This is a genomic window from Streptomyces huasconensis (genome assembly GCF_021028635.1).
GTDB classification, from domain to species: domain Bacteria; phylum Actinomycetota; class Actinomycetes; order Streptomycetales; family Streptomycetaceae; genus Streptomyces; species Streptomyces huasconensis.
On the sequence record NZ_CP086119.1, the window covers coordinates 426,982 to 452,089 of the forward strand.

Sequence of the window (25,108 nt, forward strand, 5' to 3'; positions counted from 1 at the left end):
CGCGACAGCCGGGACCAGCGGCCCGTCGACCGGTGTCAGAACCGGAAGACGTGGCCTGTGTCGACATCCATCTCGCAGGCGTTCGGGTAGGTCTTCCGCCAGCTGACCAGCCGGCCCCGGTAGGTCCCGAGCACGCTGGCCGTGACCGGCTCGAACTGCTTGGTGCAGGCGTGCGGGTCGTCGGCGAGGGCGCCGAAGTCGGCCTTGGCCCGGTGGATCGCCCGGCACGCCTTGGCCGCGTGCGGGTGGTGGCCCCCGGGCTCGGGCTCGCAGCGCAGCATCACACCGCGGACCCAGGAGTTCTCGGCGCCCGAGACGGTGAGGAAGAAACCGCGCTCCCGGGTGGGGGCCTCGCCCGCGGCCTGGGCGGGGACGGCCGTGCCGAGGGCGATCAGCGCGGCGGCTGCGACGGTGAACGGACGCATGCGGAACCTCCGGATCGAGTGACGGTGACGTGCTGTGGCGTCGGCGGCGTCGACCCGCGTACCACCGGACGCCGGGGCCCTCGCTCTCGGGACGCGGGGGCGAGGCCAGCGGACCTCCCGTCCGGGCCGGGCGTCGAGCCGCCCCGCCGGTGGATCACCCGCCCGGTGGCGCGGAAGAGCCCGAACGGGCTCTCGCGCCCGCGTCGCCGATTGGCTACTGTGCGTCGGCACCTGGATCAGGGGAAGGCGGCCGCCATGTTCTATCTACTGCTCAAGTACGTGATCCTCGGCCCACTGCTTCGGTTGCTGTTCCGGCCCAGGATCGAGGGTCTGGAACATGTGCCGGAGTCGGGCGCGGCGATCGTCGCGGGCAACCATCTGTCGTTCTCGGACCACTTCCTGATGCCCGCGATCATCAAGCGCCGCATCACCTTCCTCGCGAAGGCCGAGTACTTCACGGGCCCGGGCCTCAAGGGCCGCCTCACGGCCGCCTTCTTCCGCAGCGCCGGGCAGATCCCCGTCGACCGCTCCGGCAAGGAGGCGGGGCAGGCGGCGATCCGCGAAGGCCTCGGCGTGCTGCGCCAGGGCCAGCTGCTCGGCATCTACCCGGAGGGCACGCGCTCGCACGACGGGCGGCTGTACAAGGGCAAGGTCGGCGTCGCGGCGATGGCGCTCAGGGCGGAGGTGCCGGTCGTCCCCTGCGCCATGATCGGCACCTTCGAGGCGCAGCCGCCGGGCCAGAAGGTGCCGAACATCCGGCGTGTGACGATCCGCTTCGGCGAGCCCCTCGACTTCTCCCGCTACTACGGCATGGACGGCGAGAAGGCGGTCCTGCGGGCCGTCACCGACGAGATCATGTACGCGATCCTCGGCCTCTCCGGGCAGGAGTACGTCGACAAGTACGCGGCGGTCGTGAAGGCGGAGGAGGCCGAGCGCGCCGCGGCGCGGGCGAAGGAGTCCCGCCGGTTCCCCCGGGTGCGCCGCTGAGCCGAGCGGCTGATCCGCCGGGCCCGCGGTGCGGCGCCGCGACACTCTGCTGAGAGCAGATGTTCCGGGGCCGCACCGGGGCCGCCACGTACGTTCGCTGCATGAAGAACGCAGTGGTGATCGGCGCGACGGGACAGACCGGACGCGTGGTGGTACGGGCCCTCGCCGAGGACGGCTGGGCGGTGACGGCGGTCTCGCGGACCGGCGGGCGCGACGAGCAGTGGCCCGGTGACGTACGCGAGGAGCTGCTCGACCGGGACGACGACGCGGCACTGGCGAAGGTGGTCGGCGACGGCGTGGAGCTGGTGGTCGACATGGCCGCCTTCCACCGGGGACACGCCCGCCAGTACGCGGCGCTCGCCGACCGCATCGGGTCGGCCGTGGTGCTCTCCAGCGGGGCGGTGTACGAGGACGGGCGGGGCCGCAGCTTCGACACCCAGGACGAGCCGGACGGTTTCCCCGAGTACCTCGTGCCGCTCCCCGAGACCCAGCCGACGGTCGCGCCCGGCGACGCCACGTACGCCACCCGCAAGGTCGCGCTGGAGCGGGAGCTTCTCGCGCTGGGCGAGCGGTTGCCGGTGACGCTGCTGCGGGCCGGGGCGATCCACGGGCCGGGCTGCCGCACACCCCGCGAGCTGTACTTCGTGAAGCGGAACGTGGACGGCAGGCGGGTGCGGGTGCTCGCCCACGGCGGGCGCAGCCGCTTCCACCCGGTGAGTGTGCGCACCCTCGCGGAGCTGGTGCGCCTGGCGGCGGCCCGGCCCGGGTCCCGGGCGCTGAACGCGGGCGACCCCGCGGCGCCGACCGTGGCGGAGATCGGCGCCGCCGTGGACGCGGTGATGGGCGTCGAGACGAAGACGGTGCTGGTGGAGGGCGACCCCCCGGAGCGCGGCGTCGGCCTCACCCCGTGGTCCGTACGGCACCCGGTGGTGTACGACATGGCGGCCGCGGAGCGGGAGTTGGGCTACCGCCCGGTGACGTCGTACGCCGACTCCCTTGCGGAGACGGTCCATTGGCTCGTGGAGCAGCTGGGCGACGGGGACTGGCGGGAGGCGTTCCCGACGATGGCCGAGAACTATGATCCCAACGTCGATCTCTTCGACTATGCGGCGGAAGACGCCTGGTTGGCGCGGCGGGAGGACTGAATGAGCGAGCAGCACGCCCAGTACACGAAGCTGGTGGGACTGCTGGACGAACGGGGGGCGGCCTACCGTGTCATCGAGCACGAGCCGGAGGGCGCCACGGAGGCGGTGAGCGCGCTGCGCGGGAACACCCTGGAGCAGGCCGCCAAGTGCATCGTGGTGATGGTGAAGACCGGCAAGAAGACGAAGCGGTACGCGCTGGCCGTGGTGCCGGGCGACCGGCGCGTCGATCTCCACGCGCTGAAGGCGCTGCTCGGCGGCACGTACGCGGGCTTCGCGACGCAGGAGGTGGCGGAGCGGCTTTCGGGGAGCGTGAGCGGGACGATCCTGCCGTTCTCCTTCGACCCCGAGCTCGAACTGGTCGTGGACCCGGCCCTGTTGGAGCATGAGGAGATCTTCTTCAACGCGGCGCGGCTGGACCGCTCGCTGGCGCTGCGGACGGCGGACTACCGGGAGATCGCCTCGCCGCGGATCGAGACGATCTCCCAGTAGCGGCGGGAGGTGACCCGGTGATCAGCGGAGGCCGCCCCGCCCGTCCTGCGGGACCCGCGGGGCGGTTGTCCCGGGCAGTTCCACGGTGACGCGGAGGCCGCCGGCCGGGCGTGGGGTGAGGGTGAGGGTGCCGTCGTGTGCCTGGGTGATGGTCTTGACGATGGCCAGGCCGAGGCCGACGCCCGCGTGATCGGTGTGGACGCGTTCGGTGCCGCGCCGGAACGGTTCGACGAGCGTCGAGGCCCGCTCCGGGGTGATCGGCTCGCCGGTGTTCTCGACGGTGAGCACCACGGTCCTGGGGTGGACGAAGGTGTCGACCCGCACGGTGCCCTGTCCGGGGATGTTGTGGACGATCGCGTTGTGCACGAGGTTCGTGGTCACCTGGAGCAGGAGTGTCGGTGATCCGGTCGTGGAGGCCGGTTCGCCACTGGTCTCGATGGTGACGCCGTGCCGTTCCGCGAGGGGAAGGAGTGTCTCGGTGGCTTCTTCCGCCAGGAGGGACAGGTCGACGGTTTCCCGGGGGAAGGACCGCTGGCCGGCGCGGCTGAGCAGGAGCAGTGCGTCGGTGAGGTCGATCGCCCGGGTGTTGACGGCGTGGAGGCGGTCGATGAGTGCGCGGGTGTCGCGGTGGGGATCGCTGCGCGCCACGTCGAGAAGCGTCTTCGAGATGGCCAGCGGGGTGCGCAGTTCGTGCGAGGCGTTGGCGGCGAACCTCCGCTGTTCGGCGACGTGTTCCTCGAGCCGTGCGAGCATCGCGTCGAAGGCGTCGGCGAGTTCGCGGAACTCGTCCCTGCGGCCCGGCAGCCGGATGCGGTGGGAGAGCGAGTCGCTCGTGGCCATGCGGGTGGCGTGGGTGATGCGGGTCAGCGGGGCGAGCATGCGGCCGGCGAGCAGCCATCCGCCGAGGAGGCCGAAGACCAGCAGGAACGTCAGTACGGTGGCCGCGATCGGCGCGAAGGCGCGCAGGACGGGCAGGCGGTAGTCGGGGTGGAAGACGAGCCCGACATGGGGCACGCGGGTCAGGAACACCCACCCGGCCACGAGCAGCAGAACGCCGGCGAGCATGACGAACCCGGCGTAGCTGAGGGTGAGTTTGAGGCGCACGCTCAGCCCCGGCACCCTATCCACGGCCCTCCCCCTCATGCCCGGCCAGCGGTGGTGCGTCGATCCGGTAGCCGACGCCGGGCACCGTGGCGATGATCCAGGGTTCGCCGAGCCGTTTGCGCAGGGCCGAGACGGTGATGCGTACGGCGTTGGTGAACGGGTCGGCGTTCTCGTCCCACGCGCGTTCCAGGAGTTCCTCCGCGCTGACGACACCGCCCTCGGCGGCGGCGAGGACTTCGAGTACGGCGAACTGTTTCCTGGTCAGCGCGACATAGCGGCCGTCCCGGTAGACCTCTCTGCGGAACGGGTCCACGCGCAGCCCCGCGATCTCTCGTACCGGCGGTCTGTTGTGGGCGCGTCTGCGGTCGAGGGCTCTGAGCCTCATCACGAGTTCGCGGAGTTCGAAGGGCTTCGTGAGGTAGTCGTCGGCGCCGAGTTCGAAGCCGCTGGCCTTGTCGTCGAGGCGGTCGGCCGCGGTGAGCATGAGGATCGGCATGCCGCTTCCGGAGGCGACGACGCGCCGGGCGACCTCGTCGCCGGACGGTGGCGGGATGTCGCGGTCGAGGACCACGAGGTCGTACGTGTTGACGCCCAGCAGTTGCAGGGCGGTACCGCCGTCACCCGCGATGTCCGCGGCGATCGCTTCCAGGCGCAGGCCGTCGCGGATGGCTTCCGCCATGAAGGGCTCGTCCTCGACGATCAGCACGCGCATGGTCCGAGGCTACGAGGCCGCGCGTATCGTCGGCATATCGAAAACCGCATACGGGCGGGCAACACGGCGCCGCCTTTGCTGGCGGTATGCATCGAACCCACCTGTCAGCGCGGACAAGTACCTTGCGGCTCCGGTGGCTCGCGGTGGTCGGCCTCCTGGCCGTCACAGCGGTGATCGCCGCGGTCCTCGGCCATCTCGTGCCGGCCACCTCGTCCACCTCGGCGTCCCCTGCCGCGTCCCTGCACACGGCACGCGGTGCGCCCCGTGGTGCGCCCGGCGAGGCCGACGGGGCCGTCCCCGACGGCACGACGGTCTTCGACGACTCGCTGCCGGCCGTCGCCCACCTCGATCCGGATCTGCTCACGGCGCTCCGCCGGGCCGCGCGGGCCGCCGCGGTGGACGGGGTCGAGTTCACGGTCAACAGCGGCTGGCGTTCCCCGGCGTACCAGAACCGGCTGCTGCGCCAGGCGGTGGCCGAGTACGGGTCCGAGGAGGAGGCCGCGCGCTGGGTGGCCACCGCGGAGACGTCTCCGCACGTGTCGGGGGACGCGGTGGATCTCGGGCGCTCGCAGGCGCGGGCGTGGCTCTCCCGGCACGGCGCCGCCCACGGCCTGTGTCAGATCTACGAGAACGAACCCTGGCACTACGAACTGCGCTCCGAGGCGATCGACCACGGCTGCCCGCGGATGTACGCCGACCCCACCGAGGACCCGAGGACGCAGCAGTGACCGGCAGTGAGCGAGGACGGACGATGGTGCGGGTGGAGGCGACGGAGACCGGCCGGCGTGCGGCGGCCCGTGGCGGGGCCGGGTCCTCCATAGCCTGGCGTGCGGTTCTCCGCCGGGCGTCCACGCTCGGCTTCCGGCCGGGGGCGTGGAAGCGCGGGCGCGTGCTCTCGGCGTCGGCGCTGGTGCTGGGCCTGATCATGGCGCTGCACGCGCGGATCACGGACCGCTGGGGTCTCGGCAGCCTGGTGGAGACGTTCCTGCCGTGGTTCGGGCTGTTCATGCCGGTGCTGCTGGCCGGGGCGTTGTGGCGCCGCTCCGCCGCCGCGGTGGTCGCGCTGCTGCTGCCCGTCGTGGCGTGGCTGAGCCTTTTCGGCGGGCTGCTCGGCGACAGGTCCGGGTCGGGCGGTGACCTCACCGTGGTCAGCCACAACGTCGGCGCCGACAACCCCGACCCGGCCGGCACCGCCCGCGACCTGGCCGCCTCCGGCGCGGACGTGCTGGCGCTGCAGGAGATCACCACGCGGGCGAAGCCGGTGTACGAGAAGGCTCTGGCCGAGGCCTACCCGCACCACGCGGTGCGGGGCACGGTCGGACTGTGGAGCAGGTTGCCCCTGTCGGACACCGAGCCGGTCGACATCGCGCAGGACGTCGGGCCGCTGGGAGACGCCAAGCCAGCCGAGGCCAAGCTGGCCGACGCCCGGGCGCTGCGCACCACGGTGGCCACCGACCGGGGCCCGCTGGCGGTGTACGTGGCCCACCTGGGCTCCGTACGCGTACATCCCCGGACCGGCTTCTGGACGCAGTCGCGGGACCGCAACGCCCGGGCGCTCGGCGAGGCCCTGGCCGCCGAGCCGAACGAGCGGGTGGTCCTGCTCGGTGACCTCAACGGCACCGTGGACGACCGCGCGCTCTCCGGCATCACCTCGCGCATGGACTCGGCCCAGGAGGAGGCCGGGGACGGCTTCGGCTTCAGCTGGCCCGCGAGGTTCCCGGTGGCACGGATCGACCAGGTCCTGGTCCGCGGCGTGGAACCGGTCGGCTCGTGGGTACTGCCGGCCACCGGCAGCGACCATCTGCCGGTGGCGGCCGGGATCGACTGGTGAGCGTGGCCGGGGCAGGGACGGGGGCGGGCGGCTGAGCGGGCACCACGACCGGGGCTGCCGCGCGGAGCACTCGCCGCCCTCCTGACACGTGACGACGACATCGAGGTCGTCGCGGAGCCCGGGGCGACGGACTGATCCTCGCGCGAGCCCTGTCGTACCGCCCGCTGTGGTCGTCATCGACGTCGACGGCCACCAGGACGAGGCGCTCGCCACGGCGTGCGAGATGTGCGAGCGCCTCCCGGAGTGCCGGACGCTCCTGGCGGCCGGGGCACCGGCGCTCGAACGACTGCGCACGGTGCTGGCCCTGCGGCCGCCCGGGCTCATCGGCAAGGACGGCCCTCCCGACCGACTCCTCGAAGGCATCCGCAAGGTGGTCGACGGTCAGCGCTACGTCGCGCCCGAGCCGGCGCTGCTCGTGCTCGACGCGGTGGAGAACCAGCTGACGCCATGGGAACGGGAAGTCCTGCGGCTGGCCGCCGAGGGCGCGCCGACCCGGGAGATCGCCGACCGCCTGGCACTGTCCGTGGGGACCGTCCGCACCCACCTCTCGGCAATCACCCGCAAGGTCGCCGCCCGAAACCGCGTCGACGCGATCAGGATCGCTCGGGGGTCGGGCTGGCTGTGAAGCCCTCCCGGACCTCCGAGACCTCCGTGGCCCCCGCGCCCCTCTCGCCCTCCCCGCCCTCTCCTCCCCCGGCGCCCTCCCAGTGCCCGACCAGGTCCCGGTAGAGGGCGGAAGTGTCGCTTCCAGGCCGCGCCCGTCGGCTGCTGGGGTCGGAAACCAAATATTGGCCCCCGTGACAGGAACCAATGTGAGGCGTTGGCCCTCATGCTCCATGAGGTCCGGCACAGTACGCAGTGCGCGCCCTTCCGGGCCCGCACGGCACACCGCACGCGTGTGCCGTTTTCCGTTGAGTCGAGAACGAGGAAGCCACGTGCCCCAGTTGACGCACCGCCGTCTGGCCATGAGCGCCACCCTGATCGCCGCCCTCGCCGGCGTTCTCGCCCCCGCCACCGCGGCCTCCGCGGCCCCGGCAGCAGCCCCCGCGGGTCCCTCGGCCCCCGCCGTCCCCGCTCCCGACATGGACGGGGTGAACGCGGCCCTGAAGGCCGCCATGGCCAACGGCGCCCCGGGCGCGATGGCCCGCTTCACCGGCCCCGACGGGGTCCGCACCCGCACCGCCGGCGTCCGCGACCGGGTCTCCGGCGCTGCCATGGACACCACCGCGCGCTTCCGCATCGGCAGCGTCAGCAAGACGTTCTCCAGCGTCGTACTGCTCCAACTGGTCGACGAGGGACGGCTGGAGCTGGACGCGCCGGTCAACCGCTACCTTCCCGGGCTGCTGCCCGACGACCGCATCACGGTCCGCCACCTGCTCACCCACCGCAGCGGCCTGGCCGACTACACCGACGCCATGTTCGCCAAGACCGTGCCCGGCTTCGAGGCCGTGCGCAACCGCGTCTTCACCTACCAGGAGCTGGTCGCCCTCTCCCTGGCCGAGCCCCGCACCACCGAGCCCGGCGCGGCGTACAAGTACTCCAACACCAACTTCGTCGTCGTCGGCATGCTCATCGAGAAGGCCACGGGGACCCCGGTCTCCCAGCAGTACGAGCAGCGCATCATCAAGCCGCTGAACCTGCGGAACACCTCCTACGTCCACCCGCAGGCCCGCATCGCGGGGACACACGTGCGCGGCTACCTCCACCCCGACGAGGCGGGGGCACCGCTCGTGGACTCCACGGAGCAGACCGCTTCCTGGGCCCAGACAGCGGGAGCGGTCATCTCCAACCCGGCCGACCTGAACACCTTCACGACCGCGCTGATGCGGGGCAGACTGCTCTCGCCCCGGATGCTGGACGCCATGACCACGGTCACCCCGACCGACACCACCCAGACCCGTTTCTACGGACTCGGACTGCGCCGCTACGACCTGTCGTGCGGAACCCAGGTCTACGGACACACCGGCACCGTCCAGGGCTACTACACCTACGCCTTCGCCACCCGTGACGGCGGGCGCTCGCTCTCCGCCATGGCGAACACCTCGAACCGCGGCGCGGCGAACACGGCGCTCGGCGGGACGCTGGAAGCGGCCTTCTGCGGGAAGAAGCCCACGTCCGCCACGTCGTCGACGTCGACCAGGGCGCCGCGCACGGCCGCCACCCTGCCGGCCGAGGCGGACCTGCCCGAGCGCCGCTGAAGTCGAGGTCGGCACATAGTTGTACGGGACGCGCGTGGTGATCGACACAATGATGAACTCGGGGTGAAGAACGTAAGGTCATTGCGTTCACAACAACACTGCCGGGCCGCCCACTTGGGGCCCGGCTGTCATCCCGTGGGGGGATTCATGCGACACCGCATCCGTATCGCCGTGCTCGGCTCGGCCCTGGCCGTGACCGGTTTCGCGGCGCCCAGCGCCTTCGCCGCCCCGACCGGCGACGTGACCATCGATCAGGTCACCGTCAACGGCGGCAAGCCGATCGTGCTGGGCACCACCGCCGCGCAGACCTTCTCGGTCTCCGTGACGGCGTCGGACGACTCGGGCATCGACGAGGCCGACATCACGCTGTACGGCCCGAACTCCGCGGTGGCCCTGCCGACGGGGGCGCCCACGTGCGAGGCGTCGAGCGCGACGACCTCGACGTGCACCGCGAAGTTCACGCTCGACCCCGACACCGACTTCTACGACAACAGCCCGGCCGGTGGCTGGTACGTCGACGCGTTGGTGACGGCGAACGACATCGACACCATCTGGGTGCAGAAGGCCGGAGCCTTTAAGGTGCAGCGCCTCGCCAAGCTGACGGCGAACGCCTCGCCGGAGCCGGTCACGAAGGGCAAGACGCTCACCATCACCGGCGCGCTGACCCGCGCCAACTGGGAGACCCACAAGTACGCGGGCTACACCAACCAGTCCGTGAAGCTGGAGTTCAAGAAGAAGGGAACCTCGGCCTACACGGCCGTCAAGACCGTGAAGTCCGACACCAAGGGCAACCTGAAGACCACGGTCAAGGCCGCCAACGACGGCTACTTCCGCTGGAACTTCGCCGGCAACTCGACGACCGGCGCGGTCAAGGCCACCGGCGACTACGTCGACGTGCGCTGATCACCGGCGCGTAGCTCTCGCCACCTCTCGGCAGGTGTGGACGTCCCCGTCCACACCTGCCGTTCGCGTTGCGGAAGGGCGGCCGCCGGTCCGCGGGTGCCTGTCAGGCCTCGACGCCCATCCGCTCCCAGGGGCTGGGGCCCGTGCCGTCGCGCCAGGCTTCCAGTTCCTCGCCGTTGACGCAGACGATGCCGCACTGCTGCGCGTACTCCAGGGCGGGAGCGGTGAAGTCGCTCGTCGTGACGAGTGCGGCCACGTCGGCCTCGTGGACGGTGAAGCAGGTCCCGCCGAAGCGCTGCAGATCCTGTGAGCCGACCCTGTTGCCCTCGCCGTAGCGCTTGCACTGGATGACGACCCGCCGCCCATCCGCGGTCACCGCCAGGACGTCCGCGCCCAAATCGCAGGCCCCTCCGACGACTTCGACGGCCTGGCACGCGTCCCGGGAGCAGAGTTGCGCTATGGCCTCTTCGAAGCCGTCGGCGTCGAGCGCGGCGTAGTCGTGGTCGCAGTCGTAGGCGGCGTCGGGGGCCAGGGGTGGAGCGAGGACGGCGGTCGACTCCTCGCCGTGGCGCACCGCCCGCTCCTCCGCCTCCGCCGCGCCGAGGCTCTCGGAAGCCTGCTCCGCCGCTTCCTCCAGCACCTCGGCGGCGCGCCGCGCGTACCGGGCCGCGGAGAAGCGGCGCCACCTGGACCGGCCCAGCGGGACGGTCGCGAGCGCCACCACGACGAGTACGCCGGCCCACAGCGGTCGGCTCTCGACGATGTCCGCCGCGGTGCGGACCAGGAACGCCATGACGCACAGGATGATCGCGAGCAGGACGAAGAACAGGGCGTTCGCGCGCAGGTCGAAGCGGTCGAAGCGCCGTTCGCCGGCCACACGGGGCGCCGGGCGCGAGGGTACGGTCATTCCGCCCCTTCCTGAGGAGGACTACTGGCGTACGGGCTCCAGGGACCCCGGGGCCACAGGGACCACGCGGTGTGAAGATCACTTGATCTCCGCGTGCCCTGGATCTCCGTCCTCAAAAGATCGCCGCCGGAGACGGCGGGCGCGGACCTCTCCCGCCTACGCCGGGTCGGTCAGCTCCACGTCGGCGTGGAACAGGTTGTGGTCCGAGTACCGCGTGAGGCGCACCTCGTGTCCGACCGGGGCGATGCCCCGCAGGAAGATGTAGTCGAACTTGCTGTACCAGTCGGTGGTCACCTCGCAGGTGCCGGTGCCCGAGGCGCGGCACTGGGGATCGGCGTCCGTGGCGAGCGCCCACATTTCGGCCAGTTCCGGGGCGTCCGGCACGGCGTTGAAGTCGCCGAGGACGATCGCGCGGTCGTGCCGGGCGACGGCCGCGGCGAGCACCTTGGCCTGCTTCGCGCGAAACGCTTCCTGGCGTCGTTGGGCGAGGTGGGTGTTGAAGACCCGGACGGGCCGGCCGTCCACCGTGGTGGTGACCGCCATGTACCCGCGGTCCTCGGAACCGCCGTCGGGGTATTCCACGCTGACCGGGTCCGTCATCGGTGCCGCCGACAGGATGGCCTGGCCGAAGCCCCCCGGCCGCCACGGCAGGCCTCCGCAGCGGCTCCAACTGCGCAGGACGGAGCCGTACTTCACGTGGTAGACGAGCCCGTACTGGTACTCCAGGTGGTCCCGAATCCGCTCGACGTCCCGCACGCAGGCTTCTTGCAGGCCGATGACCTGGGGCGCGTACGTGGCGATGTCCGCCGCCCGGCCGATGTTCTGCCCGCTTTCGTTGCAGGGGTTGCAGATGTTCCACGTCATGACCCGGTTCGGCACGACGTCGTCGGGGGCGCCTGCGGGCAGCGGCCTGGCGAAGAGTGTTCCCTTCGGCGCGCTGGGGCCGACGAGCGTCATGAAGCACACGATCAGGGCGCCCGCGAGCCACCGCGTGCCTGTTCCGGTCACCATCGCCTCCTCGGAGTGGAGACACATCGCATCACATGACGGCCTCCCCACACGAGGTTCGGCACAATGTGTTCCCCGCCCCCGGTATCGAGAGAGGCACTTCTCAGTGAGCAGTGAACCGGCAGACCTCCACGACATAGACACGTCCCTCCCGCACAGCGCACGTGTGTGGAACTACTGGCTGGGCGGCAAGGACCATTACGAGGCCGACCAGAAGGCCGGTGACGCCTACAAGGAGAAATTCCCCCTGATCGTCCCGATGGCCCGGGAGTCCCGCGACGTACTGCGCCGCTCGGTGACCTGGATGGCGCGGCAAGGCGTCACGCAGTTCCTGGACGTGGGTGCCGGACTGCCCACGGCCAACAACACCCACGAGATCGCGCAGCGCGTCGCGCCGGACAGCCGGGTGGTCTATGTGGACCACGACCCGATCGTCCTCATGCACGTCGACACGCTTCTCCAGAGCTCCCCTGAGGGCGCGACCGACTACGTACTGGCGGACATGCGCGACACCGACACGATTCTGCGGGGCGCGGCGAAGACGCTGGACATGTCCCAGCCCGTCGGTCTCGTCATCAACGACGTGCTGGGCCACATCGACCCCTGGGAGGACGTGCTGACCCTGGTGCGCGGTCTGGTGTCCGGTCTCCCTTCGGGCAGCTACGCCTCGTTGACCCACTCCGACGCCGACGACGAACTGCACCGCAGCGTGCAGGAGGAGTACAACAACTCCGGTGCCATTCCCTACATCCTGCGCGGCCCCGAGCAGACGGTCTCCCTCTTCGACGGCCTCGAACTCGTCGATCCCGGCTTCGTCCCGTGGCCGCGGTGGAAGCCGGACGCGGCCATGCCGGGCTCGTTGACCATGCGGGCCGGCTGGGTCGGCGTGGCGCGGGTGCCCTGACGTCACCCGAGGAGATCGCGCAGGGCCGCGTCCAGCGTGCGGCGTACCCGCAGGGCGTCCGGGGCGACGGCGGTGACCAGGACGCCGGGTCCGGCCAGCGGTGTCAGAGCCGCCCACTCCCCGAGCGGCGCGGCCCGGGGTTTGTCCTGCCCGAACTCCGGCCGTACGACGACGAGTTGCCCGACGGCGCGGTGTCCTGCGAGGACCGCGGGGCCGTCCCAGCCGCCGGGGGCCCCGGGGCCGCACGACAGTTCCTGGTCGAGCAGGAGCGTGCCCGCGCGGCGCACGGTGAGCCGGCTGGTCAGACGGCCGGAAGCCTCGCCGGTCCGGCCGAGCACCTGCTCCTCGCGCAGCACCAGCCGGGCCCCCGCGGCGAGGTCCGCGCGCGTCGTGACCCGCAGCTCACTGTCGCGTACGGAGATCAACTGCTCCGGCAGCCAGTGCAGTTCGGCGTCCTCGGCCACGGCGAGGCGTACGTCGTAGCGCGCCGGCTCCCCGGTCTGGCCCGGCAGGGCGAGCGTGGCCGCGGCCGTGGCGATGTGCAGCGCGGACCCGGCCTGCGCGGTGGCCTCGACGGCGAGGTGGTCGCCGCCGAGGGGGCCGCTCATCGCGCCGACCAGCGTGACACGTGCCGCCGGGCCGGTCGAGCGGGTGCGGCGCGGGGCGAGCGGGCCCTCGCCGTCGAGTACGGGCAGGGCGGTGCCGCCGCGGCCGTCGGCGCGGGCCTCGATGCGGGCGGTGGCCCGCAGTCCGGCACCACCGCCCGGCGCCGCGCCGCTCCGGAGGCCTCGCACGCCGGCCGGGAGGCCCTGCTCACTGCCAGTGCCGTGCAGGCCTTGCGTGTCGCCCTGCGGAGCGAGATCGACCGTCACGCCGACGCGGTCCATGCGGCGTACTGCTCACGCACCCAGGCGGCGACCGGCCCGACGCCCTCGTCGGAACGCAACGACTGGAAGATCACCGGGAGTTCGGCGCGCTGCGCCTTGGCGTCCGCGGCCATCCGGGCGAGGTCGGAGCCGACGTACGGGGCGAGGTCGGTCTTGTTGATGACGAGGAGGTCGGCCGTGGTGACGCCGGGGCCGCCCTTGCGCGGGATGTCGTCGCCGCCCGCGACGTCGATGACGAAGATCTGCGCGTCGATGAGTCCCTTGGAGAAGGTGGCGGTGAGGTTGTCGCCGCCGGACTCGACGAGGATCAGGTCGAGCGGCCCGACCTCGTCCTCCAGGTCCTCCACGGCCTCCAGGTTGGCGGAGATGTCGTCGCGGATCGCGGTGTGCGGGCAGGCGCCGGTCTCCACGGCGGTGATCCGCTCCGGCGGCAGGACGGCCTCGCGGAGCAGGAACTCCGCGTCCTCGCGGGTGTAGATGTCGTTGGTGACGACGGCCAGGGACAGCTGGTCGCGCAGTGCGCGGCACAGGGCGGCGACGGTCGCGGTCTTGCCGGAGCCGACGGGCCCGCCGAGTCCGATGCGCAGCGCCCGGCGGCGTCCGTCGGGGCGGATGGCGTCGGCGCTGACCGCGGCGGGACCGTCGTGGGAGTGGTCGAGGTGCATGAGGGCTCCAAGGATGGGTGTGGGGGCGATGCCCCGGGACGGTGTACTGCCCTACGACGCGAACAGCCGCACGGGCCAGGCCGCGTGCGCCTCCGCCCCGACCTCCAGGAGCGGGGCCGAGGCCGCGGGCAGCGCGTCGACGCCTTCGGTTGCGGCCCGTACCGCCGCCGCGGCCGCGTCCCGCGCGACCCGGTCGAGATCGGGGGCGAGCCGCGCAAGGACCGCCGTGGCGTCGAAGGGGTCGAGGCTCAGCAACCGGACCGTGGCGGTCGCCGGGCCGCTGACTCCTTCGTACGCCGAGCAGTACGCGGCGTCGTCGGGCCCGAGGCCGGCGGCGCGGGCGGTGAGTCCGAGGACGACCGGCTGATGGGCGCCCTTGGGGAACTGCCGCGCCAGGGCGTCGAGTTCGGGATGCGGCCAGGTGGCTCGGGCGGCGCGCATCAGCTGCCGCCCGAGCCGCCGCGCCGCTGTCCGCAGGGCGGGCGAGGGGGTGCGGGCGTCGGCCGCCTCATCCAGGGCGGCCGGGTCCACGCCGAGTGCGGCGGCCGCCGCGAGGGCCGCCGTCACCAGGCCGGTGGTCTGGAGCCGCCCCCGGCAGAAGGCCTCCAGGCTCGCGGCCCCGGTGATCCGGCCGGCTTTGACGGCCGCTTCGGCCCCGCCGGAGTGGGCGTGCCCGCCGGCGGGGAAGCGGCCGTCGGCCAGGACGAGGAGTGCTGCGCGTGACATGTGATCGTCGCCAGAGTCGGCCGAGGCCGTCAGAAGAGGAAGTACCGCTGGGCGAGCGGCAGTTCGGCGGCGGGTGACGGTTCGACGAGTTCGCCGTCGATGGTGACGGCGAAGCTGTCGGGGGCGACCTCCACGCGGGGCAGCGCGTCGTTCTCGCGCATGTCCGCCTTGGAGCGGCCGCGCGTGGAGCGGATGGCCAGGAACTGCTTCTCCAGGCCGAGGCGTTCCGGGAGGCCGTCGTCCAGGGCGGACTGGGTCACGAAGTTGACCGAGTTGCGGCCGGGCGCCCGGCCGTGCGCACCGTACATGCGGCGCGGCAGGACCGGCTGCGGGGTCGGGATGGAGGCGTTGGCGTCGCCCATCTGCGCGTACGCGATCTGTCCGCCCTTGAGGACGAGCTGTGGCTTGACGCCGAAGAACGCCGGGTCCCACAGCACGAGGTCGGCGAGTTTGCCGGACTCGACCGAGCCGACCTCGTGGTCGATGCCCTGCGCGACGGCCGCGTTGATCGTGTACTTGGCGACATAGCGACGGGCGCGGTGGTTGTCGGCGCGGGTGTCCCCCGGCAGGAAGCCGCGGCGCCGCTTCATCACGTGCGCGGTCTGCCACGTACGCATGATGACCTCGCCGATGCGGCCCATGGCCTGGGAGTCCGAGGACATGATCGAGATGGCGCCGAGGTCGTGGAGGATGTCCTCCGCGCCGATCGTCGTGGGCCGGATGCGGGACTCGGCGAAGGCGAGGTCCTCGGGGACGGCGGGGTTGAGGTGGTGGCAGACCATCAGCATGTCGAGGTGCTCCTCGACGGTGTTGACGGTGTGCGGCCGGGTCGGGTTGGTGGAGCTGGGCAGCATGTTGGGCAGCGAGACGGCGGTGATCATGTCGGGGGCGTGGCCGCCGCCCGCGCCCTCGACGTGGAAGGCGTGCAGGGTGCGGCCCGCGACCGCGTCGAAGGTCGCCTGGACGAAGCCGGCTTCGTTCAACGTGTCGGTGTGGACGGCGAGTTGGGCGCCGGTCTCCTCGCACACGTTCAGACAGGCGTCGATGACGGCGGGTGTCGCGCCCCAGTCCTCGTGGATCTTGAAACTGACGGCGCCGGCGCGGAGCTGGGCGTGCATCGACTCGGCGGAGACGGTGTTGCCCTTGCCGAGGAAGCCGATGTTGACGGGGCTGGACTCCATGGCCGCGAACATCCGCGACAGGTGCCAGGCGCCCGGAGTGATCGTGGTCGCCTTGCTGCCCTCGGCGGGGCCCGTGCCACCGCCGAAGAGCGTGGTGACGCCGGAGGCGAGGGCCTCGTCGACGATGGTCGGCGAGATGAAGTGGATGTGGGTGTCGATGCCGCCCGCGGTGAGGATCTTGCCGTTGCCCGCGATGACCTCGGTCTCGGGTCCGATGACGAGGTCGGGGTGGACGTCGTCCATGGTGTCCGGGTTGCCGGACTTGCCGATGCCGGTGACGCGGCCGTCACGGATGCCGACGTCGGCCTTGACGATCCCCCAGTGGTCGATGATCACCGCGCCCGTGATGACGGTGTCGGGGGCCCCTTCGGCGCGCGTGGCGCGGGACTGGCCCATCGACTCGCGGATGACCTTGCCGCCGCCGAACACGGACTCGTCGCCGGAGCGGCCGGGGCCGCCCGCGCGGTCCTCCTCGATCTCGATCAGCAGGTCGGTGTCGGCGAGCCGGATGCGGTCGCCGGTCGTCGGGCCGAACAGGTCGGCGTACGCGGCACGGGACAGCTCAGGCATCGAGGGCACCTCCGGTCTCGCCGCGCAGGCCGGGCACGACGCGCTTGCCGGCGAGTGGAACGAGTTCGACGTCGACGGGGATGCCGGGCTCGAAGCGCACGGCGGTTCCGGCGGCGATGTTGAGCCGCTTTCCGTGCGCGGCGGCGCGGTCGAAGTCCAGACCCGGGTTGGCCTCGGCGAAGTGGTAGTGGGAGCCGACCTGGACGGGGCGGTCGGCGGCGTTGAGGACGGTGAGGCGGGTGGCCTCGCGGCCCTCGTTGAAGCGGATGGGCTCGTCGGCGAAGAGGATCTCGCCGGGGACGAGTCCCTGACCTGTGCCGTGCGTGGCGGCATGCATGAGGCGCGGACTCCCGTCAGACGATCGGGTCGTGGACGGTGACGAGCTTCGTGCCGTCCGGGAAGGTGGCCTCCACCTGGACGTCGTGGATCATCTCGGGGATGCCCGCCATGACGTCGTCCCGGGTGAGCACCTTGCGCCCCGACGACATCAGCTCGGCGACCGTACGGCCGTCCCGGGCGCCTTCCAGGATGTGGGAGGTGATGAGGGCGACCGCCTCGGGGTGGTTGAGCAGCAGACCCCGCGCCCTTCGCTTCTCGGCCACGTCCGCGGCCACATGGATGAGCAGTCTCTCCTGCTCGTGCGGGGTCAGTTGCACGCGTCCCACCTCACAGTCCTCGCTCCGAACCGTTCGGGGTCCGGCTGCCGCGGCCACCGCGGCGGGTATAGATGTAACACACAGCGAATGCGCGCGATCGTGCGCACCCTGGTTACGAAAACCCCTGGTGGCGTGGCACGGGAGGGTAGTTGGAAGGAGTTTCAACGAGGTTAACCAGCCGTTGACCGACCCATGACCGTCAACTGGTCTGCGCCATACCCAGCACTGCCGCGAGGCCCTCTTGGAGCGTGGGGGCGCTGGTCGTGGCGGCTGTGCGCGTCGGTGTCGTGGCGGCCGCGCTTGCCCGGGGTTGGCCGGGTGTTGTCACCGGCACCTGGGGGGCGGCGCTCTGACCATGGCGCCGCTCGGCAACTCGTTCTCCGGCGTGACCTCCGCACCGCGACTGCCGCCCGAACCGGGCCGCACCCTCGGCCAGTTGGTCCTCCAGGCGTCGAGGGCTCGACTAGGTGGCGTCGGGCCCGCGGTGCTCGGCCGCGATGCCGAACCTCCGGTGCTGCGAACCGGTCCCGGCGGGCGGCGCGGAACCGATGGAGGTCACGGTGCTGATCGTCTGCTCCTCCGGGGCCTGCGCGGCTTCGGCGAGCGCCTCCAGGCGCTCCAGGTCGGCGGCGGAGACCAGCGCCACGAGCGGCTTGCCGTGGCGCGTGACGACGACCCGCTCGCCGCCGTAGACGACGCGGTTGATCAGCTCGGCGAGCTCTGCCCGGGCTTGCGTCACCGGAATCTCGTAGGCCATGCCGCCCAGCTTAGTGGCTGTTCCGCGAGGTGAGCCGTGGCGCGATGGCGTACGGGCGCATCGCCGCGGCGCCCTGTCTCGGCCTGTCGGCGGGGCAGAATCGGCGCATGCCTGATGCCGGAACAGTGCTGCCGGCGGTCTGGTGCCTGCCCTTCGCCGTGGCGTGGGAGGCGTTCGGGGCGGGCAGCCGGCCCGTCGGAGCCGCGTTGCTCGACGCCGACGGAACGGTGGTGGCCTGCGGGCGCAACCGCAGGGAGGAAGCGACCGCCCCGCCCGGCCGGCTCGCTCTGCCGAGGATCGCGGAGGCCGGGCCGTGACGCCGGACGCCGGGCCGGGGCAGCGCCCCCGGACACCGCTCTCAGGCGTCGAAGTGGCGGCGCGACGCCTCGATGTGACCGAGGTGGCGGTGGGTCCATTCACACATGGCGTCGACCGTGGCACGCAGACCGCGGCCGGCGTCGGTGAGGGTGTACTCGACGCGGGGCGGCACGGTCGGGTGCACCTTCCGCTCCACGAGGCCGTTGCGCTCCAGCATGCGCAGGTTCTGCGTGAGCATCTTGTGGCTGATGCCCTCGACCTCGTCCCGCAGGGCGCTGAAGCGCAGCGTGCCGTCACCGAGCGCCTCGATGATCAGGAGCGCCCACTTGTTGGCGACGTCCGAGAAGATCTCCCGCGCCAGCGAGTCCGCGCGCCTGAGGTCCGCGTCCTCAGGCAGGCCCTTGAGCAGTTGTTTGGTCACCATCAGGTTCCCCAGTCACCGAAAAGTGCGTTCTTCCAGGTCGGCGGTCACTCTCCTACAGTTCCCGGGTAACCACAAGAGAGCACCTCAGGGAGGGGCGGACACCATGACAGCCATCGACGTCTTCGAGCACGGCATTCCGGCCGAGAGCGACTTCGGCTACGCGCAGGCGATCAGGTCCGGCGAGCTGATCCACGTCTCCGGACAGCTCTCACTCGACGAGGCGGGCGCCTTCCGCTATGCGGACGACTTCACCGCCCAGCTCCAGGCGACGTACACCAACCTGGACAAGATCCTGGGCCATTACGGCGCCACCCGGCGCCAGGTCGTCTCCCAGAACCTGTATGTGGTGGACCTTCGGCAGTACGCCACGGCGGCAGCCGAAGGCAACCTGGCCTATTTCGGCGGCCACCGTCCCGCCAGCACGGTCGTCGGCGTCACCGACCTGACCTTCCCCGGCCAGGTCGTCGAGATCAGCTTCGTCGTCGACATGCGGCTGCCCGCCTGATCGCACTCGCCTCGCAGGTGGACCTGGGCATCCCCTCACGCACCGAACGTACGTCCTGTACATTTTTGACGGAGCTGGTCTCGTCCGTCGACCCGTACAAGAGAGGCGTGCCATGTACCGTCCGTCCGCCCGTCATGTCCTGCCCGAGTTCACCGAGCGCACCAGCTCGGGGACGCGGACCATGGACCCGTACTCCCGGCTGCTCGAAGAGCGGATCGTCTTTCTCGGCACGCCTGTTGACGACACGTCGGCGAACGACGTGATGGCGCAGTTCATGCATCTGGAGTACCTCGCGCCGGACCGTGACATCTCGCTGTACATCAACTCCCCCGGTGGCTCGTTCAGCGCGATGACCGCCCTCTACGACACGATCCGGTTCGTCAGCTGCGACGTGGAGACGATCTGTCTCGGCCAGGCCGCCTCGGCCGCCGCCGTCCTGCTGGCGGCCGGCACCCCCGGCAAGCGGTACGCACTGCCCGGGGCCCGGGTCCTGATCCACCAACCCTCCTTCTCCGAGCCGATCCAGGGGCAGGCCAGCGATCTGGCGATCCAGGCCGACGAGATCGCGCGGACCCGGGAACTCCTCGAAGAACTGCTCGCGCGGCACACGGGACAGAGCCGTGAGCGGATCACCGCCGACATCGAGCGGGACAAGATCCTCGACGCCCGGGCCGCCGTGGAGTACGGGCTCGTGGACCGGATCGTCGCGAGCCGCAAGACCTCGTCCGGCACGCACGGGACGAGGTGACCCGCGGATGCTGCCACCCGAGCTGCCCCCGCTGCCCGCTCTGACCCGCGCGGAGGCCGAGCTGATCGACCGTTACCTGGAAGTCGTCGACCTGCTCGGCCGGATCAACCCCGCCCGCACCGAGCACACCTACGGCGGTCTGCGCGCCGCACAGGCCCTGGTCGGCCGGGCGACGGCCCTGCGGGACGCGCTGACCCTCATGCATCAGCGCGGCGAGAACGAGGTCCACGCCGCCACGCTCGCCCGGGCGCTGCGCGTCCTGGACGGCGAGCGGCGGGCCGGGCGGGTGGGCGTGCCGCCGTCGGCGGGCCGGTGAACCGCCCGCCGACGGCCTCCCGCCCGCGGGAGGCGGCCACCCGCTGAACGACGCGTTCCGTTCGGTAGAACGTCCGGTTCCGTTTCGAAACGGACCAGATGGGCTACCTCAGTTGGCGTATTTGGGACTCCCTTATCACGCGGCCGGGAGTTGCGCGAAACACCTACGACGAGAGCGGAATGGATCGTTCCAGTGCTGGTCGAACCGTCGTCAGACACGGCCGCGGAAGGTCGAATTCGGCAGCGTCCACCCGAACAGGTCAGTCGTGAGTAGCCTCACAAAACGTCGTTTCGACTCGGTTTTCGAGCTGTTTTCGGGTCAAGATCCCTTCCGACGACATGCCTCCGCCACAGCGGCGGGGCGATCCGGGCGGACGCCGAGTCCTGCCGCCGCCCGGATGACCGGTCGACATCGGTGCATCGGCAGGAGTGGAGGACCCAATCAAGGCGGGCCCGTCCGGAGAGTCCGGACGACGCCCTTGGGGTGAAGCCGCAGAGCATGACGCGGCCGGGCATCTTCGCCTGCCCGAACCCGACAGGTCATCCTTCACAGGCGGCTGACGAAGGGTTACGCATGACCGCGCTGAATCACGTTCCGTCGCTGCTCGGCAGGACCGGGGCCGTCTCGGCCCTCACCCTCGCCGTTGTGGGCGGCACCGTCATGGCCCCCGGGCTCACGTCGGAAGCCGAGGCAGCCACCCACGGAACGAAAGCGCTCAAGATCGCGGCGTCCAAGAAGGGCTCCCCGTACAGCTATGGAGCGGTGGGACCCCACCGCTTCGACTGCTCGGGCCTGACGCTGTACTCGTACAAGCGCACGGGCAAGAAGCTGCCGCGCACGGCCGCCGCGCAGTACAACAAGACGCGGCACATCGCCAAGTCCCAGCGGGCCCGCGGTGACCTGGTGTTCTTCCACTCGGGCCGCAACGTCTACCACGTCGGGATCTACGCGGGTGACGGCCGCATCTGGCACGCACCGAAGAGGGGGACCGTGGTACGCAAGGACAAGATCTGGAGCAAGAGCGTCTGGTACGGCCGGGTCCGCTAGCCCGCCTGCCGCGCCCGGCCGGCCGCGGGGGTCCGTGGACCCGCATACCGCGCCCGGCCGGGCACACGCCCGGCACCGTCCGCAGTGCGTCCGGCACGGCGGGCGGGGCCGCGCGACGAGAGGCCGCCCCCTCCGCGTGAGGGGGCACCCTCACGTCCGCAGGGGTGCGAGGAGCAGCGCCAGGCCCAGCGCGCCGAGCGCGGCGCCGGTGACGGCTTCGACGGCCCGTGCGGCGCGCGGCCTGCGCAGCCACCTGCCGAGCCGGTCCACCGTGAGGGCCACGACCGGGAACCACAGCAGGGCGAGCGCCACGACGACGCCCGCGAGCAGCAGCGTCCTCGGCATCGCCGGGCTGCCGTCCGGCACGAACTGCGGCAGCACACTGAGGAACGTGAGGGACGCCTTCGGGTTCAGCGCGTTGGTGAGGAAGCCCTCCCGCAGACCGCCGCCCCGCTCCATCGGCTCGTGGCCCGTGGACGGCCGCGGCCGCGTCGCGGAGCGCACTGCGCGCCAGGCGAGATACAGCACATAGGCGCCGCCGACGATCTGCAGCGCCCCGAACAGCGCGGGCACGGCCGTGAGGACCGCCGCGACGCCCGCGACCGCCAGCGCTGTGTGCACCAGCAGCCCCGCGACGACACCGACCGCGCAGGCGACTCCCGCCCTGCGTGAGGAGAGGGCGTTGCGTACGACGACGGTGAAGTCGGCGCCCGGCAGGGCGACGATGCCCGCGGCGACGCCCGTGAAGGCGACCAGTTGTGCGTCCATGCCGCCCAGCCTGCCGGGCGCGAGCCTTCAGCAGGTATGTGGAATATCCTGGGTCTGCCTTAAGCATCCGTTTAGCCCGACCCTACGCGCCCGGTCCTGTGCCCGGCCCTACGCCCGGCCCTGCCGAAGCGCGCGCCGCCGACGGGAGATCCGTATGTACGACCCCACGCGGCTCGCCGCCCTGATCGCCGTCTCCGAGGCCGGTTCGATCACCCGCGCCGCCGAGCGCCTCGGCTACACCGTCCCCGCGCTCTCCCAGCAGCTGGCCAAGCTGGAGCGGGAGGCGGGCGCCGCGCTTCTGGTGCGCCATCACCGCGGGGCCCGGCTGACGGGCGCGGGCGAGCTGCTGGCGGGGCACGCCCGCCGGGTGCTCGACGAGATGGAGCGGGCCCGGCACGAACTGGCGCGGCTCGCCGGGCTCTCGGGCGGGAGGCTGCGCCTCGGCACCTTCCAGACGGCGGGCATCCACCTGCTGCCGCCCGTCCTGTCGGCGTTCCGCAGGGCCCATCCGGAGGTGGGTCTGACCGTGACGGACCGCGAACCACCGTCCGGTGTCGCGGCCGTGGCGGAGGGCGCGGTCGACCTCGCCCTCACCCATACGTACGAGCCCGCCGACCCGGTGCCGCTGCCCGCCGCGGTGTCGGCCGAGCCCGTCCTGGTGGAGGAACTGGTCCTGGTGACCCAGCCGGGGCACGCCCTCACCAGCGGCACGTCACGGCTGCCGCTCACCGGGCTGACCGGTCAGCCGGTGATCAGCATGGCGCCCGATCACCCGCCCCGGCAGGCCGTGGAGCGCGCCCTCGCCGAGGCCGGGGCGGCGCCCGCCGTCGTGGTCGACACGCCCGGCTACGCCTTGGTCTGCGCCCTGGTCAGCGCGGGGCTCGGCGTGGCCGTGGTACCGGAGATGGTGGCGCGCACCGCCTCGACACCGGTCGGCATGCGGCTCCTCGACCCCGGCGACCTGCGGCGGACGATCTCGGTCGCGTACCGCACCGACGAGTCGAACCCCGCGGCGGATTCCTTCCGGGCGCTGCTGCGCGGGGCGTTCGGGCGCTCGGCGGCCGCGGGCTGAGCCGGCCGGGAGGGCCAGGGGCGCGACGTCAGCGGTGCCCCTGCTGGACGGGCACCGTCCAGGGCAGGGAGATCCACACGGTCTTGCCGCCCTCCGCCGTGGGGCTGACGGAGAGCTTGCCGCCGCATTCGACGGCCAGCCAGCGGATGATGACCATGCCGCGGCCGTTGTCCTGCTGGACGGCGGCCGGCAGCCGCCGCGGATGGCGTGGGTGGCTGTCGGTGACGCCGATCCGCAGCCGCTCGTCCCGGTCGAGCCGGACGTCCACCGTGAAGGTGGGCGACTGCCCTTTGGTGTGCTGCACGGCGTTGGTGGCGAGTTCGGAGACGATGAGTCTGATCGAGTCCGCCACCTCGGCCTCGCCCGGCAGGCCCCATTCCGTGAGGACGTGCGCCACGTACGCGCGCGCGGCCGAGACCGAGGCGGGATCGCTCGGCAGAGTGACGGATGCTTCCTGATGATCTGCCATGGCGACGCTGTCCCTTTCCCACCGGGGTCGGTCTCCGACTCGGAGCGGATGACTCGAGGACGGCCCCGGACTGGTGCTTCGCGCCAGCCTCCCACTCCTTTGCCGGTCACGGGTGGCGATCCACCGAGATGTGCATATATCTGTCGCTCGAAGCGGTGAACTCTGCCACGACCGACCGTATTTGGGCGCGCAGACGCCGCTTCCTCTACTGTCGCCCCTGTCCCCCGCTCTGCCGCCGGGAGACGCGACGGCTCGGTCCGGAAGGAGACGGACATGCAGTACGGCCCCGCGGTGCGCCGCCGCCGGCTCGGCGCCGAACTGCGCGCGCTGCGCGGCCGCGCGGGACTCACCAGCAGCCAGGCCGCCGCCAGGGTCGGCTGGCACCAGTCGAAGGTGAGCCGGATCGAGACGGGCCGCAGCGGCGTGAAGGCCACGGACGTGCGCCTCCTGCTGGACGCGTACGAGGTGCGGGACCCCCACCTCGGCGAGTTGCTCGTGGCGCTGGCGGGCGCCGACGACACCGGCGCCTCGGGGCGCCACCACTGGTGGAAGGCCTACCGCGACCTGCTGCCCGCCGCCTACCGCGACTTCATCAGCCTGGAGGCCCAGGCGAGTTGGTTGCGCACCCTGGAGACCTCGGTGGTCCCGGGGCTGCTCCAGACCCCCGCGTACGCGCGCGCCATCACGCGGGCCGCGGTCGCCGGGCTCCCCGACGAGCAGGTCGACGCGCTGGTGGAGGTCCGGCTCGCCCGCCAGGACGTACTGCGCGCGGAGCCTCCACTGCGGCTGAGCGTGGTCCTGGACGAGGCGGTTTTGCGCCGTTCGGTCGGCGGGCCGCAGGTCTTCGCACAACAGCTCGCACGGTTACGGGAGGTGACGCGGTTGCCCCAGGTGCGACTTCAGGTGCTCCCCTTCTCCTGCGGAGAGCATGTGGGCCTCATCGGGCCTTTCGTTATTTTGTCATTTCCGACCATTGCTGATCTGGATCTGGTCGTTCTTGACCACTTGACGAGTAGCCTCTATCTCGAACGGAAAGAAGACCTCCAGGCCTACGTGGAGGCCTTCAACTCCCTTCAGGAACAGGCGCTTTCACCCGAGGAATCAGAGGCTTTCATCGCCGGGCTCAGCGACGGCGCGTAAGGAGGCACCATGACCGCACCGCCTCGGCACGTACCTTCCAGCACCACTCTTCAGGGCGCGCGGTGGCGGCGCAGCAGCCGCAGCAACGGAATGAACAACTGCGTCGAGACCGCCACGCTCGACACGCTCCACTCCGGCGCGACGGCCCGCCTGCTGGCCGTGCGCGACTCGAAGAACACCGCGGGGCCCACCCTGCTCTTCTCCCCCGCCCCCTGGGAGACGTTCGTCGACAGCCTCCGCTGACCG

Annotated in this window: 32 protein-coding genes and 1 riboswitch; of the genes, 17 read left to right on the top strand and 15 right to left on the bottom strand. The window is 71.7% G+C overall.

All coding sequences use genetic code 11. From position 1 onward, the window contains the following. Window positions 1-35 precede the first annotated feature (35 nt). The gene (locus J2N69_RS01840) at window positions 36-425 is read right to left on the bottom strand and encodes an SSI family serine proteinase inhibitor (protein WP_127911563.1); all 390 of its coding nucleotides are present in this window, start codon (window positions 423-425) and stop codon (window positions 36-38) included. Window positions 426-680: 255 nt separating this feature from the next. Between J2N69_RS01840 and J2N69_RS01845 the strand changes: the two genes are divergently transcribed. The 3 genes from J2N69_RS01845 to J2N69_RS01855 all read left to right on the top strand — a co-directional run bounded on the left by J2N69_RS01845 (window position 681) and on the right by J2N69_RS01855 (window position 3,046). Beyond that, window positions 681-1,412, top strand: coding sequence for a lysophospholipid acyltransferase family protein (locus tag J2N69_RS01845; protein WP_230899122.1), 732 nt, complete (start codon window positions 681-683; stop codon window positions 1,410-1,412). 101 nt (window positions 1,413-1,513) lie between these two features. Continuing rightward, complete coding sequence (locus tag J2N69_RS01850) at window positions 1,514-2,557, top strand: NAD-dependent epimerase/dehydratase family protein (protein ID WP_230899123.1); 1,044 nt, start codon at window positions 1,514-1,516, stop codon at window positions 2,555-2,557. Beyond that, window positions 2,558-3,046, top strand: a complete 489-nt coding sequence (locus J2N69_RS01855) for a YbaK/EbsC family protein (protein WP_127911561.1) — start codon at window positions 2,558-2,560, stop codon at window positions 3,044-3,046. Between the two features lie 21 nt (window positions 3,047-3,067). On the opposite strand, the gene J2N69_RS01860 is transcribed toward J2N69_RS01855, so the two are convergent. Further along, entirely contained in the window at window positions 3,068-4,174 is a 1,107-nt protein-coding gene (locus J2N69_RS01860) for a sensor histidine kinase (protein WP_230899124.1), read from the bottom strand. Continuing rightward, window positions 4,167-4,862: a response regulator transcription factor gene (locus tag J2N69_RS01865; protein WP_230899125.1), complete on the bottom strand. Its 696-nt coding sequence runs from the start codon at window positions 4,860-4,862 to the stop codon at window positions 4,167-4,169. Before J2N69_RS01865 ends, J2N69_RS01860 begins: the two co-directional genes overlap by 8 nt. Before the next feature lie 86 nt (window positions 4,863-4,948). Between J2N69_RS01865 and J2N69_RS01870 the strand changes: the two genes are divergently transcribed. From J2N69_RS01870 to J2N69_RS01890, 5 genes are all read left to right on the top strand, one after another. Continuing rightward, window positions 4,949-5,590: a M15 family metallopeptidase gene (locus tag J2N69_RS01870; RefSeq protein WP_230899126.1), complete on the top strand. Its 642-nt coding sequence runs from the start codon at window positions 4,949-4,951 to the stop codon at window positions 5,588-5,590. Window positions 5,591-5,613: 23 nt separating this feature from the next. Next, window positions 5,614-6,693 carry an endonuclease/exonuclease/phosphatase family protein gene (locus J2N69_RS01875; RefSeq protein ID WP_408056873.1) on the top strand — a complete coding sequence of 360 codons (1,080 nt, stop codon included), beginning with the start codon at window positions 5,614-5,616 and terminating at the stop codon, window positions 6,691-6,693. Window positions 6,694-6,859: 166 nt separating this feature from the next. Next, entirely contained in the window at window positions 6,860-7,318 is a 459-nt protein-coding gene (locus tag J2N69_RS01880) for a response regulator transcription factor (protein ID WP_230899128.1), read from the top strand. 340 nt (window positions 7,319-7,658) lie between these two features. After that, window positions 7,659-8,891 carry a serine hydrolase domain-containing protein gene (locus tag J2N69_RS01885; RefSeq protein WP_230904536.1) on the top strand — a complete coding sequence of 411 codons (1,233 nt, stop codon included), beginning with the start codon at window positions 7,659-7,661 and terminating at the stop codon, window positions 8,889-8,891. 147 nt (window positions 8,892-9,038) lie between these two features. Next, window positions 9,039-9,794: a calcium-binding protein gene (locus J2N69_RS01890; protein ID WP_230899129.1), complete on the top strand. Its 756-nt coding sequence runs from the start codon at window positions 9,039-9,041 to the stop codon at window positions 9,792-9,794. A 103-nt stretch (window positions 9,795-9,897) separates the two neighbouring features. Here the strand turns inward: J2N69_RS01890 and J2N69_RS01895 are convergent, their stop codons facing one another. After that, entirely contained in the window at window positions 9,898-10,701 is an 804-nt protein-coding gene (locus J2N69_RS01895) for a restriction endonuclease (RefSeq protein WP_230899130.1), read from the bottom strand. Between the two features lie 156 nt (window positions 10,702-10,857). Continuing rightward, a complete protein-coding gene (locus J2N69_RS01900) occupies window positions 10,858-11,712 on the bottom strand; it encodes an endonuclease/exonuclease/phosphatase family protein (RefSeq protein ID WP_230899131.1) in 855 nt (284 codons plus the stop codon). A gap of 103 nt (window positions 11,713-11,815) precedes the next feature. On the opposite strand from J2N69_RS01900, the gene J2N69_RS01905 reads away from it, so the two are divergent. Then, complete coding sequence (locus J2N69_RS01905) at window positions 11,816-12,613, top strand: SAM-dependent methyltransferase (protein ID WP_230899132.1); 798 nt, start codon at window positions 11,816-11,818, stop codon at window positions 12,611-12,613. A gap of 2 nt (window positions 12,614-12,615) precedes the next feature. Here the strand turns inward: J2N69_RS01905 and J2N69_RS01910 are convergent, their stop codons facing one another. From J2N69_RS01910 to J2N69_RS01945, 7 genes are all read right to left on the bottom strand, one after another. Further along, a complete protein-coding gene (locus J2N69_RS01910) occupies window positions 12,616-13,500 on the bottom strand; it encodes an urease accessory protein UreD (RefSeq protein WP_230899133.1) in 885 nt (294 codons plus the stop codon). After that, window positions 13,482-14,165 carry an urease accessory protein UreG gene (ureG, locus tag J2N69_RS01915; RefSeq protein ID WP_230899134.1) on the bottom strand — a complete coding sequence of 228 codons (684 nt, stop codon included), beginning with the start codon at window positions 14,163-14,165 and terminating at the stop codon, window positions 13,482-13,484. The genes J2N69_RS01910 and ureG overlap by 19 nt, the downstream gene beginning before the upstream one ends. A gap of 51 nt (window positions 14,166-14,216) precedes the next feature. Beyond that, on the bottom strand, window positions 14,217-14,891 hold the full coding sequence (locus J2N69_RS01920; RefSeq protein WP_230899135.1) for an urease accessory protein UreF: 675 nt from the start codon (window positions 14,889-14,891) through the stop codon (window positions 14,217-14,219). A 29-nt stretch (window positions 14,892-14,920) separates the two neighbouring features. After that, the gene (locus tag J2N69_RS01925; protein ID WP_230899136.1) at window positions 14,921-16,642 is read right to left on the bottom strand and encodes an urease subunit alpha; all 1,722 of its coding nucleotides are present in this window, start codon (window positions 16,640-16,642) and stop codon (window positions 14,921-14,923) included. Next, window positions 16,635-16,979, bottom strand: a complete 345-nt coding sequence (locus J2N69_RS01930) for an urease subunit beta (RefSeq protein ID WP_230899137.1) — start codon at window positions 16,977-16,979, stop codon at window positions 16,635-16,637. The genes J2N69_RS01925 and J2N69_RS01930 overlap by 8 nt, the downstream gene beginning before the upstream one ends. A 16-nt stretch (window positions 16,980-16,995) precedes the next feature. Beyond that, window positions 16,996-17,298, bottom strand: coding sequence for an urease subunit gamma (locus tag J2N69_RS01935; protein WP_230899138.1), 303 nt, complete (start codon window positions 17,296-17,298; stop codon window positions 16,996-16,998). A gap of 463 nt (window positions 17,299-17,761) precedes the next feature. Beyond that, window positions 17,762-18,055, bottom strand: coding sequence for a type II toxin-antitoxin system Phd/YefM family antitoxin (locus J2N69_RS01945; RefSeq protein ID WP_230899139.1), 294 nt, complete (start codon window positions 18,053-18,055; stop codon window positions 17,762-17,764). 107 nt (window positions 18,056-18,162) lie between these two features. Between J2N69_RS01945 and J2N69_RS01950 the strand changes: the two genes are divergently transcribed. Further along, entirely contained in the window at window positions 18,163-18,372 is a 210-nt protein-coding gene (locus J2N69_RS01950) for a cytidine/deoxycytidylate deaminase family protein (RefSeq protein ID WP_230899140.1), read from the top strand. A 41-nt stretch (window positions 18,373-18,413) separates the two neighbouring features. Here J2N69_RS01950 and J2N69_RS01955 read toward each other — a convergent pair whose 3' ends face one another. Continuing rightward, window positions 18,414-18,797 carry a winged helix-turn-helix transcriptional regulator gene (locus J2N69_RS01955; RefSeq protein WP_127911550.1) on the bottom strand — a complete coding sequence of 128 codons (384 nt, stop codon included), beginning with the start codon at window positions 18,795-18,797 and terminating at the stop codon, window positions 18,414-18,416. A 103-nt stretch (window positions 18,798-18,900) separates the two neighbouring features. Between J2N69_RS01955 and J2N69_RS01960 the strand changes: the two genes are divergently transcribed. The 4 genes from J2N69_RS01960 to J2N69_RS01975 all read left to right on the top strand — a co-directional run bounded on the left by J2N69_RS01960 (window position 18,901) and on the right by J2N69_RS01975 (window position 21,413). Beyond that, on the top strand, window positions 18,901-19,302 hold the full coding sequence (locus tag J2N69_RS01960) for a RidA family protein (RefSeq protein WP_230899141.1): 402 nt from the start codon (window positions 18,901-18,903) through the stop codon (window positions 19,300-19,302). A 112-nt stretch (window positions 19,303-19,414) separates the two neighbouring features. After that, a complete protein-coding gene (locus J2N69_RS01965) occupies window positions 19,415-20,050 on the top strand; it encodes an ATP-dependent Clp protease proteolytic subunit (RefSeq protein ID WP_230899142.1) in 636 nt (211 codons plus the stop codon). Window positions 20,051-20,057: 7 nt separating this feature from the next. Beyond that, window positions 20,058-20,366: a hypothetical protein gene (locus J2N69_RS01970; protein ID WP_230899143.1), complete on the top strand. Its 309-nt coding sequence runs from the start codon at window positions 20,058-20,060 to the stop codon at window positions 20,364-20,366. A gap of 402 nt (window positions 20,367-20,768) precedes the next feature. Continuing rightward, a riboswitch (cyclic di-AMP (ydaO/yuaA leader) is annotated at window positions 20,769-20,936 on the top strand. A gap of 3 nt (window positions 20,937-20,939) precedes the next feature. After that, on the top strand, window positions 20,940-21,413 hold the full coding sequence (locus J2N69_RS01975; RefSeq protein WP_127912890.1) for a C40 family peptidase: 474 nt from the start codon (window positions 20,940-20,942) through the stop codon (window positions 21,411-21,413). Between the two features lie 150 nt (window positions 21,414-21,563). Here the strand turns inward: J2N69_RS01975 and J2N69_RS01980 are convergent, their stop codons facing one another. Beyond that, window positions 21,564-22,181: a LysE family translocator gene (locus J2N69_RS01980; RefSeq protein ID WP_230899144.1), complete on the bottom strand. Its 618-nt coding sequence runs from the start codon at window positions 22,179-22,181 to the stop codon at window positions 21,564-21,566. A 154-nt stretch (window positions 22,182-22,335) separates the two neighbouring features. Here J2N69_RS01980 and J2N69_RS01985 point away from each other — a divergent pair, with 154 nt between their 5' ends. Continuing rightward, window positions 22,336-23,253 (top strand): LysR family transcriptional regulator, encoded by a 918-nt coding sequence (locus J2N69_RS01985; RefSeq protein WP_230899145.1) that lies wholly within the window; start codon window positions 22,336-22,338, stop codon window positions 23,251-23,253. Window positions 23,254-23,281: 28 nt separating this feature from the next. Here J2N69_RS01985 and J2N69_RS01990 read toward each other — a convergent pair whose 3' ends face one another. Beyond that, entirely contained in the window at window positions 23,282-23,722 is a 441-nt protein-coding gene (locus tag J2N69_RS01990) for an ATP-binding protein (protein ID WP_127913140.1), read from the bottom strand. Between the two features lie 273 nt (window positions 23,723-23,995). On the opposite strand from J2N69_RS01990, the gene J2N69_RS01995 reads away from it, so the two are divergent. Beyond that, window positions 23,996-24,862, top strand: a complete 867-nt coding sequence (locus J2N69_RS01995) for a helix-turn-helix domain-containing protein (protein WP_230899146.1) — start codon at window positions 23,996-23,998, stop codon at window positions 24,860-24,862. Between the two features lie 9 nt (window positions 24,863-24,871). After that, window positions 24,872-25,105, top strand: a complete 234-nt coding sequence (locus J2N69_RS02000; RefSeq protein WP_230899147.1) for a DUF397 domain-containing protein — start codon at window positions 24,872-24,874, stop codon at window positions 25,103-25,105. Window positions 25,106-25,108: the final 3 nt, after the last annotated feature.